14 protein-coding genes are annotated in these 14,567 nt (G+C 53.3%); 8 read left to right on the top strand and 6 right to left on the bottom strand.

Translation table 11 applies throughout. The features are described from left to right. The first annotated feature begins 41 nt into the window (after window positions 1-41). The 6 genes from NR121_RS04805 (at window position 42) to NR121_RS04780 (ending at window position 6,116) form a co-directional block, all read left to right on the top strand. Entirely contained in the window at window positions 42-1,478 is a 1,437-nt protein-coding gene (locus tag NR121_RS04805) for an aldehyde dehydrogenase family protein (RefSeq protein ID WP_054817344.1), read from the top strand. Between the two features lie 22 nt (window positions 1,479-1,500). Then, window positions 1,501-2,736, top strand: coding sequence for an ABC transporter substrate-binding protein (locus NR121_RS04800; RefSeq protein ID WP_062410610.1), 1,236 nt, complete (start codon window positions 1,501-1,503; stop codon window positions 2,734-2,736). A gap of 111 nt (window positions 2,737-2,847) precedes the next feature. Continuing rightward, window positions 2,848-3,723, top strand: a complete 876-nt coding sequence (locus NR121_RS04795; RefSeq protein WP_062410609.1) for a branched-chain amino acid ABC transporter permease — start codon at window positions 2,848-2,850, stop codon at window positions 3,721-3,723. 3 nt (window positions 3,724-3,726) lie between these two features. After that, the gene (locus tag NR121_RS04790; protein ID WP_062410608.1) at window positions 3,727-4,737 is read left to right on the top strand and encodes a branched-chain amino acid ABC transporter permease; all 1,011 of its coding nucleotides are present in this window, start codon (window positions 3,727-3,729) and stop codon (window positions 4,735-4,737) included. After that, window positions 4,706-5,434 carry an ABC transporter ATP-binding protein gene (locus NR121_RS04785; RefSeq protein WP_062410607.1) on the top strand — a complete coding sequence of 243 codons (729 nt, stop codon included), beginning with the start codon at window positions 4,706-4,708 and terminating at the stop codon, window positions 5,432-5,434. Before NR121_RS04790 ends, NR121_RS04785 begins: the two co-directional genes overlap by 32 nt. Beyond that, a complete protein-coding gene (locus NR121_RS04780; protein WP_175471946.1) occupies window positions 5,418-6,116 on the top strand; it encodes an ABC transporter ATP-binding protein in 699 nt (232 codons plus the stop codon). The genes NR121_RS04785 and NR121_RS04780 overlap by 17 nt, the downstream gene beginning before the upstream one ends. Window positions 6,117-6,193: 77 nt before the next feature. On the opposite strand, the gene NR121_RS04775 is transcribed toward NR121_RS04780, so the two are convergent. After that, window positions 6,194-6,337, bottom strand: a complete 144-nt coding sequence (locus tag NR121_RS04775; protein ID WP_160327407.1) for a hypothetical protein — start codon at window positions 6,335-6,337, stop codon at window positions 6,194-6,196. A gap of 108 nt (window positions 6,338-6,445) precedes the next feature. Between NR121_RS04775 and NR121_RS04770 the strand changes: the two genes are divergently transcribed. Together NR121_RS04770 and NR121_RS04765 are read left to right on the top strand one after the other, a co-directional pair. Next, entirely contained in the window at window positions 6,446-7,132 is a 687-nt protein-coding gene (locus NR121_RS04770; protein WP_054817335.1) for a response regulator transcription factor, read from the top strand. After that, on the top strand, window positions 7,129-8,619 hold the full coding sequence (locus NR121_RS04765) for a sensor histidine kinase (RefSeq protein WP_054817334.1): 1,491 nt from the start codon (window positions 7,129-7,131) through the stop codon (window positions 8,617-8,619). The genes NR121_RS04770 and NR121_RS04765 overlap by 4 nt, the downstream gene beginning before the upstream one ends. A 119-nt stretch (window positions 8,620-8,738) precedes the next feature. Here the strand turns inward: NR121_RS04765 and NR121_RS04760 are convergent, their stop codons facing one another. The 5 genes from NR121_RS04760 to NR121_RS04740 all read right to left on the bottom strand — a co-directional run bounded on the left by NR121_RS04760 (window position 8,739) and on the right by NR121_RS04740 (window position 14,541). Next, the gene (locus NR121_RS04760) at window positions 8,739-9,743 is read right to left on the bottom strand and encodes a LacI family DNA-binding transcriptional regulator (protein ID WP_054817333.1); all 1,005 of its coding nucleotides are present in this window, start codon (window positions 9,741-9,743) and stop codon (window positions 8,739-8,741) included. Window positions 9,744-9,825: 82 nt separating this feature from the next. Then, window positions 9,826-10,665 (bottom strand): HpcH/HpaI aldolase/citrate lyase family protein, encoded by an 840-nt coding sequence (locus NR121_RS04755; protein WP_062410606.1) that lies wholly within the window; start codon window positions 10,663-10,665, stop codon window positions 9,826-9,828. 26 nt (window positions 10,666-10,691) lie between these two features. Continuing rightward, the gene (locus NR121_RS04750) at window positions 10,692-12,170 is read right to left on the bottom strand and encodes an aldehyde dehydrogenase (RefSeq protein ID WP_054817331.1); all 1,479 of its coding nucleotides are present in this window, start codon (window positions 12,168-12,170) and stop codon (window positions 10,692-10,694) included. A 22-nt stretch (window positions 12,171-12,192) separates the two neighbouring features. Beyond that, window positions 12,193-13,401, bottom strand: coding sequence for a CaiB/BaiF CoA transferase family protein (locus NR121_RS04745; protein WP_062410605.1), 1,209 nt, complete (start codon window positions 13,399-13,401; stop codon window positions 12,193-12,195). A gap of 27 nt (window positions 13,402-13,428) precedes the next feature. Next, window positions 13,429-14,541 (bottom strand): zinc-binding dehydrogenase, encoded by a 1,113-nt coding sequence (locus tag NR121_RS04740; protein ID WP_062410604.1) that lies wholly within the window; start codon window positions 14,539-14,541, stop codon window positions 13,429-13,431. Between the last annotated feature and the right edge of the window lie 26 nt (window positions 14,542-14,567).

Below are 14,567 nucleotides of genomic sequence, written 5' to 3'. Positions count from 1 at the left end.
AACTTGAGCCGTACGAAGGCGAGAAAAAGGAGGGACATCCGTTGAATGGGGCAGCTGTAATAAGAAAAGCCAATTTTATAGGGGGACGATGGAAATCGAGCTTTTTTCATTATGAATTAAAGAATCCCTATGATCTATCCACCATTGCCGAAATCCCGCTCTCTACACCGGAGGAAATGGAGGAAGCCATTGCAGAAGCCGAACAGGCTTACGCACTTATGAAAACCCTTTCCTCTCATGAAAGGTCAAGCATTTTATACAGAGCCGCACAATTGCTGGAAGAGCGGGCGGAGGATTTCACCCGAACGATTTCCCTGGAAGCGGCGAAACCGATTAAAACCGCCCGCATGGAAGTAACCAGGTCGATTCAAACGTTCTTGTTCGCCGCCGAGGAAGCCAAGCGGATGTACGGAGAATCCATCCCGATGGATGCGGCCAAAGGCGGGGAAGGAAAAATCGCTTTTACCGTCCGGGAACCTATTGGAGTGATTGGAGCTATCACACCGTTCAATTTTCCCCTGAACCTGGTAGCCCACAAAGTCGCTCCTGCGATTGCAAGCGGTAACACGATCGTGCTTAAGCCGGCGGAACAAACGCCGCTGACCAGCTTCAAGCTCGCTGAACTGCTGCGGGACGCCGGACTTCCCGACGGTGCGTTGAATGTCGTTGCAGGGGATGGACCGACGCTGGGGCCTGTTCTCTTGGCGGATGAACGAGTGAAGAAAATTTCCTTTACGGGATCTCCCGAAGTAGGAAAGCTCATTCGTTCCCAATCGGGCTTAAAGAAGATCACCCTAGAATTAGGATCAAATTCGGCGCTCATCATCGACGAGCAGGCCGATCTCGATAAAGCCGTTCCTAAAGCTTTAACCGGTGCCTTCACCTACGCGGGACAGGTTTGTATTCATACCCAGCGGATTTATGTGCACGAAGCGATTTACGATGCTTTTGTGGAACGCTTTGTCGAAGCCGCCAAAACATTAATCGTCGGAGCTCCTTCCGATGAACAAACCGATGTCTCCGCCGTGGTGAATCAACGCAGCCTGCAGCGTATTACGGCCTGGCTCGACGAAGCCCGGCAATCCGGTGCGACTTTCCTGGCCGGGGGTGAAGCCAACGGACAAGTCATTCCCCCTACCATCTTGACCGATGTCAACGAGTCAGAGAAGGTCGTTTGCCAGGAAGTGTTTGGCCCCGTTGTCATCATCAATCGCGTCGGCTCGGTGGAAGAAGCGGTTCGTCTAACGAATCAATCCCGTTACGGCCTGAATGCCGGGATTTTCACCACGAATCTGGATGCCGCCTTCCGTGCCGCACAAGGGCTGCACGTCGGTCAGGTCATGATCAATGAAATTCCTACCTTCCGTGCCGACCATATGCCTTACGGCGGCGTCAAGGACTCGGGAATCGGCAAAGAAGGAATCCGTTATGCCATTTCGGAAATGACCGAAGAAAAATTGATTGTCATTCAGCTTTAATTCATTCAAAGGAGAGTAAGCCATGAAAAATTCACGAAAAGCCTATTGGGGTGTTTTGTCCGCCGTCTTTCTGGCAGGCTCGCTTCTCAGCGGATGCGGAGCTGCGGAGACGAATGCACCTTCGAACGCCGGAACGCCCGCCCCCTCCAGTGAAGGTACCCTGAAAATCGGCGCCGTGCTGCCGATGACAGGCGGTTCGGCCGTATTCGGAGAAAAATTCAAGCAAGCCTACTCCCTTGCCGTTGAAGAAATTAACGCGGCCGGGGGGATCAACGGGAAAAAGCTCGAAATTATCATTGAAGATTCTCAAGAAAAGCCCCAGGTGGGTAAAACCGCGACGGAGAAGCTGGTGGCCAATAAGGACATTTTGCTGCTGACCGGCGGACGCTCATCCGGGGTCACCCTGGTCGAAGCCCAAGTGGCCAATGAAAATAAAATCCCTTACCTGATCGATCACGGCAGCTCCGATAAAGCCACGATGAGCGATTATGATTACGTATTTCGTTTAAGCCCGACAGCCGGAATGTACACCTCCGCTCTGCGCGACTACTTTCAAACCAATCCGCCGAAATCCATCGCCTATATCAATGTAGATAATGCGTTCGGTGAAGCGGTGTATGAATACGGCATCAAAAAATATACCGACTCCGCAGGCATTCCATTCACGCTGGAAAAGTATAAAGCCGGAGAGCTGGACTTCAAGCCATTAATGGAAAAAATCAAAGCGGCTAACCCCGAGGTGGTTATCGTCACCGCCGGGGATGACAACGACGCCACTCAAATCATGAAGGCAGCCAAAGAATCCCGCCTGTCTCCAAAGATGTTTGTCGGTACCGGCGCGGGCCACTCGATCATCGGCTTTGCGCAGCAGTCCGGCGAGCTCGCCGAAACGGTATTGACCGCAGGCCCATGGCACGGAAACAAAAAGGATCCGAAATTCCAGGAGTTCCATAAAAACTTCACCGCCAAGTTCCAGCATGAGCCCGGCGAGCACGAGGTAGAGGGCTATGCAGCGATTTATGTCATCGCCGACGCCTTGAAGCGCGCCAAAACCCTGGATCGTGAAGGAGTAAAAGAAGCGCTGGAAGCCACCGATCTGGAAACGGTGTTTGGACGTGTGAAGTTCGAAGATTTTGACGGTTACAAAAATCAGAACAAGGGCATGACCGATATTTCCCAATGGATCGGCGGAAAAATGATCACCGTGTATCCGGATGAGTACGCACAGGATCAAATGAAAGATTTCAAAGGCTGGTAAAGAGCCCGGCAGGAATCAGAGAGGCATTCTTTACGATGCGTATCGTGGCGGAGGGGATGGGATCCCCCGTCCCCTCTTGCCCGACTTTATTTACAGAAAGGAAGTACACCTATGCTCCAGACCCTCCTGGATGGATTGCTGATCGGGGGTATTTACGCCATTATCGCCCTCGGGTTGACCCTGATATTCGGGGTTATGCACGTCATCAATATGGCCCACGGCGAATTCGTGATGATCGGTATGTTTATCAGTTATTTCCTGTTTTCCAAATTCGGCATGGATCCTTTTATCAGCATGTTGTTCTCTGTACCCGTTTGTTTTGCTATCGGGTATTTTCTTTATCGATGGTTTGTTGAAAAAGCCAAAAAAGCTCGCGAGGAAAATACGCTTCTGCTTACGGCAGGCACGGGAATTTTATTTGCCAATGTGATGGCGCTTCCCGCTTTTATCGGACCTAAATTCCTGCGTCTTAACGGTGAAAACCTGTATTGGGAAAACAAAGTATGGCATTTCGGAAGCTTGTCGCTCAATGCCACCCTTACGGCCGGTTTTGTCGTCACCGCACTCTTGATCTATAGTCTGCACAAGTTCTTAACGAAAACAGATACCGGATTTGCCATCCGTGCCGCATCACAAGAGCCTATGGCGGCTACGATTGTCGGCGTCAACGTGTCGGTCATCTCCGGTTTAACCTTCGGTCTCGGTGCGGCCTTTGCCGGGATTGCCGGAAATATATTGGCGGCCAATTATCCCATCTATGCTTCCATCGGAACACTTTTTGTCGTTAAAGCATTCGTCATCGTCGTATTGGGCGGCATGGGTTCCATTCCGGGAGCCGCGCTCGGAGGTTTGATTCTTGGCGTTACGGAAAGCTTCGGTGCGGCTTACATTCCGGGCGGAACGGGCTTCCGCGATATGTTCGGGTTAGTCATCTTTCTGTTGGTTCTCCTGTTCAGACCGCAGGGATTGTTTGGGAGGGCGAAATAAAACATGAAAACCAAAACGGCTGTCATTGCCCTCGTCTCAGCCCTGGCCATAGGCTTGATCGTCCCCTTCATCGGCGCACAAAACGCTTACTTCTACACCGTTTGCTCCTATATTCTCGTTTGGATCATCTTGGGGCAAGCCTGGAACCTGCTCGGCGGCTTCACCGGACAAATTTCCTTCGGTCACGCCATGTTTCTTGGCATCGGGGCTTACGCCTCCATGATTTTCATGAACGAGCTCAACATGGATATGTTTCTGAGCATGGCGCTCTCCGCCCTGCTGGCAGGACTGTTCTCCCTCCCTCTGGGCAAACTGATATTCCGGCTGCGGGGACCTTATCTCGGTTTAGGAACCTTGGCGATGGCCGAAATTTTGCTGATTATCGCCCGAAACTGGAAAAGCGTGACCAATGGCGGCGAAGGGATCATGCTGGAGTCCGGCGGCACCTTTCTTGGCATAAGCGTTTCGGATAAACAAGAGTATTTTTTTCTCGGCTTGGCGTTAACGGTTCTGGTTTGTCTGTTCATTTCTTATCTGATGAAAACAAAAACCGGTTATTCGCTCATCGCGATCCGCGAGAATGAAGATGCCGCGGAGTCCATGGGGATTCATGCCGCACGATATAAGAGCCTATCCTTATTTCTTTCTGCAGCGATCACAGGCTTGGGAGGCTCCTATTACGGATTGTTCAACAAGTTTATCGATCCCGAGATGGCCTTTACCGTTCATCTTTCAGCGGAAATGATTTTTGTCACCGTTATCGGCGGTATCGGAACCATCGCCGGGCCCATAATCGGGTCCACGCTGCTTATCGGCCTGCAGGAATACTTAAAGGGAATTCCTGCGCTGCAAACCTACCCTTCCCTTTATCTGGTCATTTACGGTCTGATGATTATGGCCGTTATCGTTTACCTTCCGGGCGGCATGGTTGACGGGATAAAGAAATGGATGACACGCATGAAAAAAAGGAGGGGAGAACCGCATGAGCTTACTGAAAATCGACCGCATTACTAAACGGTTCGGAGGAGTCACCGCTAATGAGAACATCAGCTTTCATGTGAAAGAAGGGCAGATACTCGCGCTCATCGGACCTAACGGAGCCGGCAAAACGACCTGTTTTAACATGATTGCAGGCGTCTTCCCTCCTTCCGAAGGAAAAATTTATTACGACGGTCAGGACATTACCGGAAAGAAGCCGCATGAGTTGAATGCCATAGGGATCGCACGCACCTTCCAAATCGTAAAACCGCTGGCCAAATTAACCGTTTTCGATAATCTGATGGTCGCCTCCTTGGCTAAAAGCAAAAATATAAAAGAAGCTCAAGAAAAAGCAAAGGAGATGTTGTCCTTCACGCATTTGGAATCTCTTCAGCATATTCCGGCTGGACAGCTTTCGATCGGAAATTTGAAACGGCTTGAGGTGGCGCGCGCAATCGCGACAAGACCCAAGCTGCTTCTCATGGACGAGCCGATGGGCGGGCTCACGCCATCCGAGGTGGACGAGGCGATCAGGCTGATTCATCAAATCCGTACGAATGGAACAACCATTGTGATTATCGAGCATATTATGAAAGCCGTGATGGCGGTTTCGGATCACATTGTCGTGCTCCAGAACGGCGTCATGATTGCCAACGGGGACCCAAAGGCGGTTATGAACGATGAGACGGTGATTAAAGCGTACTTGGGGGATGGATATGTTAAAAGTCACTAATCTGGAATCTTTCTATGGGGCGGTGCAAGCGGTCTGGAATGTTTCTTTTGATGTCAGTCCCGGAGAGGTCGTATCCATCATCGGCACCAACGGAGCCGGTAAAACAACGATACTGAAGTCGATTGTAGGTTTGACCGCTCACACAGGATCGGTCCGTTTCAAAGATCAGGAAATAGGCCATCTTCCCGCTCACAAAATGGCCGAGCTCGGAATCGCCTATGTCCCGGAGGGCCGTAAGGTATTCCCGCAAATGACCGTCCTGGAGAACCTGCGAATGGGCAGCTATAACAAGCGGGCGGCGAAATTTCGCGAGGAATCCATCGCCCATATCCTTGATACCTTCCCCCGCTTAAAAGAAAGAGCAGGCAATATGGCCGGGAACCTGTCCGGCGGAGAACAGCAGATGCTGGCCATCGGCCGGGGCCTCGCATCCAAGCCCTCCTTGCTGCTGCTGGATGAGCCGTCACTTGGAATCGCACCGATTCTCGTGGATGAAATATTCGAAACGATCCAAAAAATGAAAAAGAACATCACCATTGTCCTCGTAGAGCAGCATGTTCATCACGCCTTGTCGATTGCCGACAAGGGATACGTCATCGAGCATGGCAAGGTGGCCATCAGCGGAACAGGCAAACAATTGCAGGAAAACGAGCATGTCAAAGCAGCCTACCTCGGCTTATAAATGACCCCTCGACGAATATGGATGAAACCAAAGCAGGCTTCCGATAATCACTCGAAAGCCTGCTTTTAATCGTTTGTTTATCCGGTTGAATTTACTTCATACAGCCAAAACGTTACCATAGAAGGAGAGCTTCTTTGATCCAAGTCCGCTTCGTACAGAACCGTTGGTTTTGTCATGGCAAGGCCCTCCTTTAATGCGAGTACGGCATCGCTTCTCGGCATGCTTTCAAGCCTCCTGCAATGATTCAGCCGCGGTTCAGGCCGCATTCAGCGTACATTCAGCTTCGTGGCGGATAATTTATACCATGGACTGACGTGGGAGGCATAGGGATGAAAAGCTTAAAAGGCATTAAAATTATGCTGGTCGATGACGAACCCCACATACTGCAATTTCTGGAGCTGGGACTGACAAACGAAGGCTTCGAAGTCAAAACCGCGCCTGACGGCATGAGCGCCGTCAATCTGGCACAAGAATTCGAGCCGCATGTCGTCGTGCTGGACGTGATGATGCCGGGCATGGACGGATTTGAGGTGTGTCGGCTGCTCAAGAAGAACGGGAACAATATTGCCGTGATCATGTTAACTGCCAAAGACGAAGTCGATGACCGGGTAAAGGGACTGACACTCGGAGCGGACGACTACGTGGTCAAGCCGTTCAGCTTCGAAGAGCTGCTTGCCCGCATCGGCGCCCGGATTCGCAATCAGTTTCCGAATCTGTTCGGCGAGGTAACGATCGGCCCTTTCCGCATTGACGACCGCAGAAAAGAAATCGTCTATCAGGAGCAGGCGCTGGGGCTCTCCCCGACGGAATACGAGCTGCTTAAATTTTTGGTCATCAATCATGGCATCGTGCTAAGCAAGACGAAAATTTTGGATAAGGTCTGGGGATATGACTTCGGAGGGGAAGAAAATATTGTCGAGGTTTACATCCGTTCTTTGCGGGACAAATTGGCCGACAAGGAGCATCGGTTGATCCGGACGCTCAGGGGCGCCGGGTACCGGATGGATTTGCCATGATAAGGAAAGTTCTTGATCCGGTTAAACGGGTGATGGCTCCCCGTTCGCTCCGTTTTCAGCTTCTGACACGGTCGCTGTTCATTTTGGCCGCCCTTCTCCTGCTGATCGGCGCGCTGCAATATGTATTAATGAAGGATTTTCTATACCGGAATCAGGCGGAAACGATGGTAACGCAGCTAAGGACGCTGCCAAGAGATATATTGACCCGGCCGAATCCGCTTCCGGAACGGTCTTCCGGCGACCGTGCGCCCGGCTCGCAGTCCGATACAGGCCGGCCTCGGGGCCCGGTTCTGTTCCTCCCGGATATGTCTGTCGCCTATATCGGGCACGACGGAACCTTCATCGATCTGACCAGGGATAATGGTTCCGTTTCGCCGCGTCTGTCGGACGAGGAGTACCGCTCCATTCAGCCGTCCGATCATCGGGGACGGGTCCACTATCGCGTTGTCCGGGACGAGGAAGGGAAAGAACAGCTCATCGTGTTCCGGCCGGTCGGCTTGCAGATCGGCGGCATGTTTCAAATGGGGACAGCCACAGCGCCTCTGCAGGATGTGGTCATGCGCCAGCTGCTGACGTTCGTGGCGCTGTCCGTTCTAGCATTGGCGGGTGGCTTGGCGTTCTATCTGCCTGTGCTTCGCCGTACGCTGAATCCACTCGATATGATGGTAAAGGCGGTCGAACGGACGGATGCCGGAAATTTAGCCGAAAGGTTCCCCGGTCCGCAAGGGCAGCTGGAGATCGACCGTCTGGCTGACTCTTTTAACGGCATGCTGGAACGGCTTGAGACCTCCTTTGAGGCCGAACGGGAAGCCAAAGAACAGATGCGGCGGTTCATTGCCGACGCCTCCCATGAACTGCGAACGCCTTTGACGTCGATTCACGGCTTTTTGGAGGTGCTGCTTCGCGGGGCGGCCGACAGGCCGGAACAGCTGTATCCCGCCTTGAAAAGCATGCATGGCGAATCCAAACGCATCAAGAAGCTCGTAGAGGATTTGCTGATGCTGGCCAAGCTCGACCGTTCCCCGGAGCTTCAATTGAAGGAAACAAGGCTGGACGAACTCATCCGGGAAATGGAGCCGCACCTGCGGATGCTGGCGGGAAGCCGGACCGTTGATTTCGACCTGACGGCAGGCATCCGGGGGATTTACGATTCGGATAAAATCAAACAGGTCATCCTCAACCTGTTCCATAACGCCGTTCAGCATACCGACCCGGAACACGGAGTGATTAAGGTAAGCTTGTCGTCCCGCAGGAATCAAGCGGACCTGATGATCCGCGATAACGGTATCGGCATTGCCGAAGAGCATATTCCCCATATCTTTGAGCGATTCTACCGCAGCGATGCGTCCCGAACGCGCAAGCATGGGGGTGCGGGACTTGGACTCTCGATCTCCAAATCGATTGTGGAAGCCCATGACGGCACGATCAGCGTCGATAGCAGACCCGGTAAAGGCTGCACGTTCTCCGTCCGTCTTCCCGCTCTTTGAAGGCTGCCGGTCCAGTCCAGCTGTCCGGCAGTCCAAAAACCGTCCACCCGCGGCTGCTCTCTCAAGCATGCCGCGGGCGGACGGTTGAATTATTTTTTCCTATGCGGATCGCTGGTCCTTTAGGTTTCCCCGCAGGAACGGCGGACAATGAGCGCCGGCTCCAACAGAATCGTTTCCAAAGCTGCATCCGTTTTGTTATCCATTCTCCGGATCAGCCGCTCGGCGGACACCCTCCCCATTTCGTAAGCGGGCTGCTCGATGGTCGTCAAGGGCGGATCGAGATGCTTGGCCCAGGCTGTCTCGTCGTAGCCCAATACGGCGATGTCTTTGGGTACCGAAAGCCCCAACTCCTTCAGCGCATCCATAATCTCCAGGGTAAGAATGCTGTTGGTGGAAAAGATCGCATCCGGCAGCCCCGTTTCCAATAGCTTGCCGATTTCGACTTGACACTCCTGCTTGTTCCGCACGATTTTGATCCAGTCCGGATGGACCGGCAAACCGTTTTCTTCCATCGCTAATCGATACCCCTCAATCCGTTCGAGACGAGGACTGATTCCGTTGGGCGGATACAGGAAAATGGCAATTTTCCGCTTCCCGAGCCGCAGCAGATGCTCTACGGCCATCCTGGAGCCTTTGATGTTGTCTACCACGACGGTATCGGCCGCTACGCCTTCCACTTTACGGTTGAGAAATACCAGAGGGAATTGTTTTTCGGACAGGGTCTCGAATAATGGATTCATACCTGTTGCAGGGTTCACAATGATGCCGTCTACCTGACGTAAGCCGAAGCCCCTGATGTGATCCTCCTCCGATTCCAGGCTGTCGCGGGAATTGGCGATCATCAGGTTATATCCGTAATGTTTGCACACGTCCTCGATACCTTCCAATACCTGTGACCAGAACGGATTTCGCAGATTGGAGAGCACGAGACCTATTACGTTCGTCTTTAACGACTTCAAGCCTTTGGCCAGCGCGTTCGGCCGGTAATCCAGCTGTTCGACCGCTCTCAGCACGCGTTCTTTCGTATCATCCGAAATGTATTGATAGTTTTTGTTCAGTACGCGCGAAACCGTCGCTTTGGATACCCCCGCCTTCTGCGCTACATCATCGATGGTTACCTTCATCCACATTGCTCCCATTCACGAAAAAAGTTATACCTCTATTGTATAGAATGAAACTAACCGCATGTCAATAAACCGGGTGCTTTCAGGCCAATTTCCAGCGAACGGCCGCCTCATGGACTTGTTTTGCCCTTTCGATCACCGGGCGATCCACCATTTTGCCGTCAATCGTAAAGACGCCCAGTCCCTTCGCTTCATTCTTCAGCGCATGGATGACCCGCTTAGCCCAATCGATTTCCTGCGCTGAGGGGGTATAGACTTCAGTAATGATCGGGATCTGCACGGGATGGATGCACATTTGTCCGGTAAATCCGGTTGTTTTCGTCAGCGCGGCTCGTATGCGGAGGCTGTCCAAGTTGTTAAAATCGGGAAATACCGAATCATAAATGCCTTGAATACCTGCAGCTCTGGCCAGCGTTACGATACGGGACTTGAAGTAGAGCAGCTCCAACCCGGAATCCGTCAGTGTCAAATTCAGATCGACAGCCAAATCGACGGCGCCTAAAGCGACACCGGTGATCAGCGGCGACTCCAGAATGTTCTCCAGGTCGCGAACGCCAACAGCTGTTTCGATCAGGACGATGAGCTCGCCCTTGCGGCCCATCAGCTTCCAGGCCTGCTCCACTTGTGCGGCGCTCTCCGTCTTGGGCAGGAGCAAGCCGCGAACCAGCGGATGTCCCGCCAGACGGGCATCGTCTTCAAACCACGGGGTACCTGCTTGATTGACCCGGATGAAAATCGGCTTGGAGGGAGCATCGTCCATAGAGTCCAGCACATCCCGGATCACCGTACGGGCCGCCTCCTTCTCATTCGGGTGGACCGCATCCTCGACGTCCCAAATCAGGGCATCCGCCGGGCTATCCAACGATTTGATCAGCCTGTCGGGCCGGTTACCCGGCGTAAACATCATCGTTCTATATAACAAAGGTATCCACCCCTATCCTTCATATTCTAACCAACGACGAACGGATCTCTCATTTTCTCTTCCGTTTCCACCCATACGCTTTTGACCTGCGTGTAGTCCTTCAACACCTCAAGACCGTTCTCGCGTCCGTAGCCGCTCGCCTTGTAACCGCCGAAAGGAGAAGCATAGTTGGCATTGCGGAAGGTGTTGACCCATACCGTACCGCTGCGGATCGCGTGCGCCATCCGGTGTCCGCGGGAGATGTGGTTCGTCCATACGCCGGCGACCAGACCGAAATCGGAATCGTTAGCGATGCGAATCGCTTCGTCCTCGGTTTCGAACGGAATGACCGACAAGACCGGCCCGAAAATCTCTTCACGCGCCACACGCATGTCGTTGGTGACATTCGTAAGAATTGTCGGTTCATAGAACAGCCCCTGCTGCAGCTCCGCCGCTTCCGGACGTTTACCGCCCAGCAGCACCTCGGCCCCCTCCTGCTTGGCAATGTCCACATAGTAAGCCACTTTTTCCAACTGCGAACGGTTGGCCAGCGGACCGACCTCCGTATGCCAATCACTCGGATCGCCGAGCTTGATTTGACGTGAGCGTTCCGCCAGCTTGTTCAGAAACTCATCGTAGATCGAACGCTGAAGCAGCAGTCTGGACCCGGCGCTGCACGTTTGGCCGCAGGCGGCGTATATTCCCGCCATGACGCCCATGACCGCATTATCAAGGTTCGCGTCCTCAAACACAATGTTCGGCGATTTGCCGCCCAGCTCGAGTGTGATCCGTTTAATGTGCTTGCCCGCGAGCGAAGCCAGCGAACGTCCGGTATCGGTTCCGCCGGTAAACGAAATTTTGTCCACACCCGGATGCTGTACGAGGTAATTGCCGATGCGGCTACCCGGTCCGGTAACGACGTTGAATACGCCTGGCGGAAACCCCGCTTCCTCGACCAGCTTGGCGAATTCCAGAATCGAGCACGGTGTCGTGGAGGAAGGCTTGATCACCATGACGTTCCCGGCAGCCAATGCAGGCGCCGCTTTCCATGTTGTGAGCAGGAGCGGCGAATTCCACGGCGTAATCGCCCCGACGACGCCGATCGGTTCACGCAGTGTATAGTTCAGCACCGATGTTTTGTTGAGCGGAATGACATCCCCGTGAATTTTATCGGCCATGCCGCCGAAATAGATGTAATAATCGACCAGCGATTTCAGATGCGCTGTAGTCTCCCGGATCAGCTTGCCGTTGTCCCGGGTTTCGATTTGCGCCAAACGTTCGATGTTGTTTTCGATCAAATGCGCCAGACGGATGAGAAGACGTCCTCTTTCACTGTTCGACATTTTCGACCATGGACCTTCGTCAAACGCCCTGCGCGCCGCCTGTACGGCCAGATCGATATCCGCTTCCGCACCGACGGGGACGCTCGCCCAGGCTTCGTTCGTATAAGGATTGATGGATTCGGAGCGCTCTCCCGATTGTGCCTCCACCCACTGCCCGCCAATATAAAGCTGATACTGTTCCATAGTCATCCTCCCGGTTGGTAAGTTATATGATTTCGTTTTTCTTTAGTTCATCCAGCGCAGCTTTGCTTAACCCGAGCTTGCCGAACACTTCGTCATTGCAGGCCCCTTTTTCCAGCCCGCTGTGCCGGATTCGCCCCGGGGTACGGGAAAATTTCGGTGCTGTATTCAGCATTTTGACCTTTCCGAAATCTCCGTCGGGCACCTCAACAATGTTGCCCCTCGCCCGGAAATGCGGATCCTTGAAAATGTCTTCGATCGTATAGGTCGGCGCGATGGTTGCATCGCACTCGTGGAAACGCGCCAGCACTTCCGATTGCGTGTGGCGTGACATCCATTCCGCGATGACACCATCGATTTCTTCCGCATGCTGCAGCCGGGCTTGATTGTCTTTGAATCGCGGATCGGTAATCAGATCTTCTCTCTCCACCGCTTTCAGGATGCGTTCGACAATAGGCTGAGAGCTGCCCGAAATGGCCACCCATTTGCCGTCGGAGGTCTGGTACAAATTCCGCGGGACCGTCCATTGGGTACGGTTGCCCATTCGCTTCTGGAGAATACCGAGCTGGTCGTATTCCATCACCTGATTGCCAAGCATGCCCATAAGCGCCTCATAAATCGGCAGATCGATAAACTGCCCTTTGCCATTCCCGGAATGATCGCGCTCGTATACCGCCACCATCGTGGCATACGCTCCAAGCAGTGCCGTCGCCTGATCGGCGAGAGCCAGGTTGGGCAGCAGCGGACCGCGGTCGGGATATCCGTTGATTTCGGCAAATCCGCTGAGCGCTTCAGCCAGGGTGCCGAATCCCGGTCTGTCGCTGTAAGGACCCTCCACACCGAAGCCGGATACCTGTACAAGTATCAGGCCGGGATTGCGGGCACTCAGCGTCTCGTAGGTGATCCCCCATTTTTTCAAGGTTTGCGGCCGAAAATTGGTAATGACAATATCCGCCGTTTCCGCCAGCTTCATAAACAATTCCTGACCTTCGGGTTTACCCAAGTTCAAGGTGATCGGCTTTTTGTTGCGTGAAACGAGCTTCCATTCTAGCGACTTGCCTTCCTTCTGCCGGCCGGCGTTTCGCAGCGGATCACCCGACGGATGCTCAACCTTGATGACCTCCGCTCCAAAATCTCCTAGGTAGGTGGCCAGCATAGGCCCCGCCAATATCGTCGAGGCATCGACCACCCGTAATCCTGCAAGAGGCAGCTCGCCTCGTTTCTGATCGTCCATCCTCGTCACCTCGTCTTTTCGTATAAATTATTTCCAGGGATAAAGCACGGGCTTGATCTCCTGGAACGACTGCATTCGTTTCAATGCGACGTTAACGTCTTTGAGCGAATATTCGTTGGAAATCAGCTTGCTGAACGGCAGATCCCGCTGATGTTTGGCGATGAACTGCAGCGCCTTCCAATAATGGCTGATATCCCCGGAAAACGAACCGAACACCTTCAAGTTTTTCTTTGTAATCATCGACGGCTGGATCGTCACCTTCCCTTCGCCGAGCTGGCCGACGACCATATAGCGCGCACCCTTGGCCACCATCTCCAGCCCTTCCGCGAAAGCGCCGGGATGACCGGAAAATTCGAATGCCTTTGCAGGCCCGCGGCCTCCCGTTTCCTCCATGACAATAGCCTTTCGTGCTGCGGGATCATGCTGATCTACGGAGATCACGCAGTCGGCGCCGAACTCCTCGGCCAGCTTCAAACGGCTGTCCGGGGCGCCGATGGCTATAATTTTTTTGGCGCCCGATACTTTGGCCACCCCGATGGCCAATAAGCCTAACGGTCCCGTACCTTGTACGAGCACCGTGTCCGTCGGACGGATCGTGCCGACCTGATCGAACGCGTTAATAACCGAGCGGAAAGCGCAGCTGCTCAGACTTGCCAATTTGTCCTCGACAGAATCCGGCACTTTTATCCGTCCCGATTCCGGTACGACATATCCGTATTGTGAGAACCCTCCCATCAGATAAGGAGGCTTTTCCATTGTTTCGTACATATAAGCACGGCGATGATGACAAAGCGTCGGCTGTCTTTCTACGGTGCAGTAGTAACACGAACCGCAACTGGTATGAGACCAGATGATCCGGTCTCCAATCTGGAGGGACTGCCCGACGGAATCCTGGTCGGCGTTCGGGCCCATTGCCACGATCCTGCCCACCATTTCGTGGCCAAGAATAACAGGCAAATCCACTTTCAGGGAAAGCGTGCCTTCCCACAGATGCACGTCCGTACCGCAGATCGAGCAACAGTCGATTTGCACGAGCAGCGACCGGGGTTCCAGCTGCTGCGGCACCGGAACCTCCTCAATTCCGATTTCCTTGCCGAATTCGCGTACGACCGCCGATTGAGACGTTTTGGGTAGCTGCATATCTGTTCATAAACTCCTTTCATTGT

The sequence above is a fragment of the Paenibacillus sp. Pae15 genome (assembly GCF_024519685.1).
In the GTDB taxonomy this organism is placed as follows: Bacteria; Bacillota; Bacilli; order Paenibacillales; family NBRC-103111; genus Paenibacillus_G; species Paenibacillus_G naphthalenovorans.
Note: the sequence above shows the minus strand (reverse complement) of the source record. Positions and strands in the feature narration are given on the sequence as shown.

Coding starts and splice junctions, on each gene's coding strand:
- NR121_RS04800 (WP_062410610.1), top strand. CDS start 1,501: ATGAAAAATTCACGAAAAGCCTATTGGGGTGTTTTGTCCGCCGTCTTT.
- NR121_RS04795 (WP_062410609.1), top strand. CDS start 2,848: ATGCTCCAGACCCTCCTGGATGGATTGCTGATCGGGGGTATTTACGCC.
- NR121_RS04790 (WP_062410608.1), top strand. CDS start 3,727: ATGAAAACCAAAACGGCTGTCATTGCCCTCGTCTCAGCCCTGGCCATA.
- NR121_RS04785 (WP_062410607.1), top strand. CDS start 4,706: ATGAGCTTACTGAAAATCGACCGCATTACTAAACGGTTCGGAGGAGTC.
- NR121_RS04780 (WP_175471946.1), top strand. CDS start 5,418: ATGTTAAAAGTCACTAATCTGGAATCTTTCTATGGGGCGGTGCAAGCG.
- NR121_RS04775 (WP_160327407.1), bottom strand. CDS start 6,337: ATGCCGAGAAGCGATGCCGTACTCGCATTAAAGGAGGGCCTTGCCATG.
- NR121_RS04770 (WP_054817335.1), top strand. CDS start 6,446: ATGAAAAGCTTAAAAGGCATTAAAATTATGCTGGTCGATGACGAACCC.
- NR121_RS04765 (WP_054817334.1), top strand. CDS start 7,129: ATGATAAGGAAAGTTCTTGATCCGGTTAAACGGGTGATGGCTCCCCGT.
- NR121_RS04760 (WP_054817333.1), bottom strand. CDS start 9,743: ATGAAGGTAACCATCGATGATGTAGCGCAGAAGGCGGGGGTATCCAAA.
- NR121_RS04750 (WP_054817331.1), bottom strand. CDS start 12,170: ATGGAACAGTATCAGCTTTATATTGGCGGGCAGTGGGTGGAGGCACAA.
- NR121_RS04745 (WP_062410605.1), bottom strand. CDS start 13,401: ATGGACGATCAGAAACGAGGCGAGCTGCCTCTTGCAGGATTACGGGTG.
- NR121_RS04740 (WP_062410604.1), bottom strand. CDS start 14,541: ATGCAGCTACCCAAAACGTCTCAATCGGCGGTCGTACGCGAATTCGGC.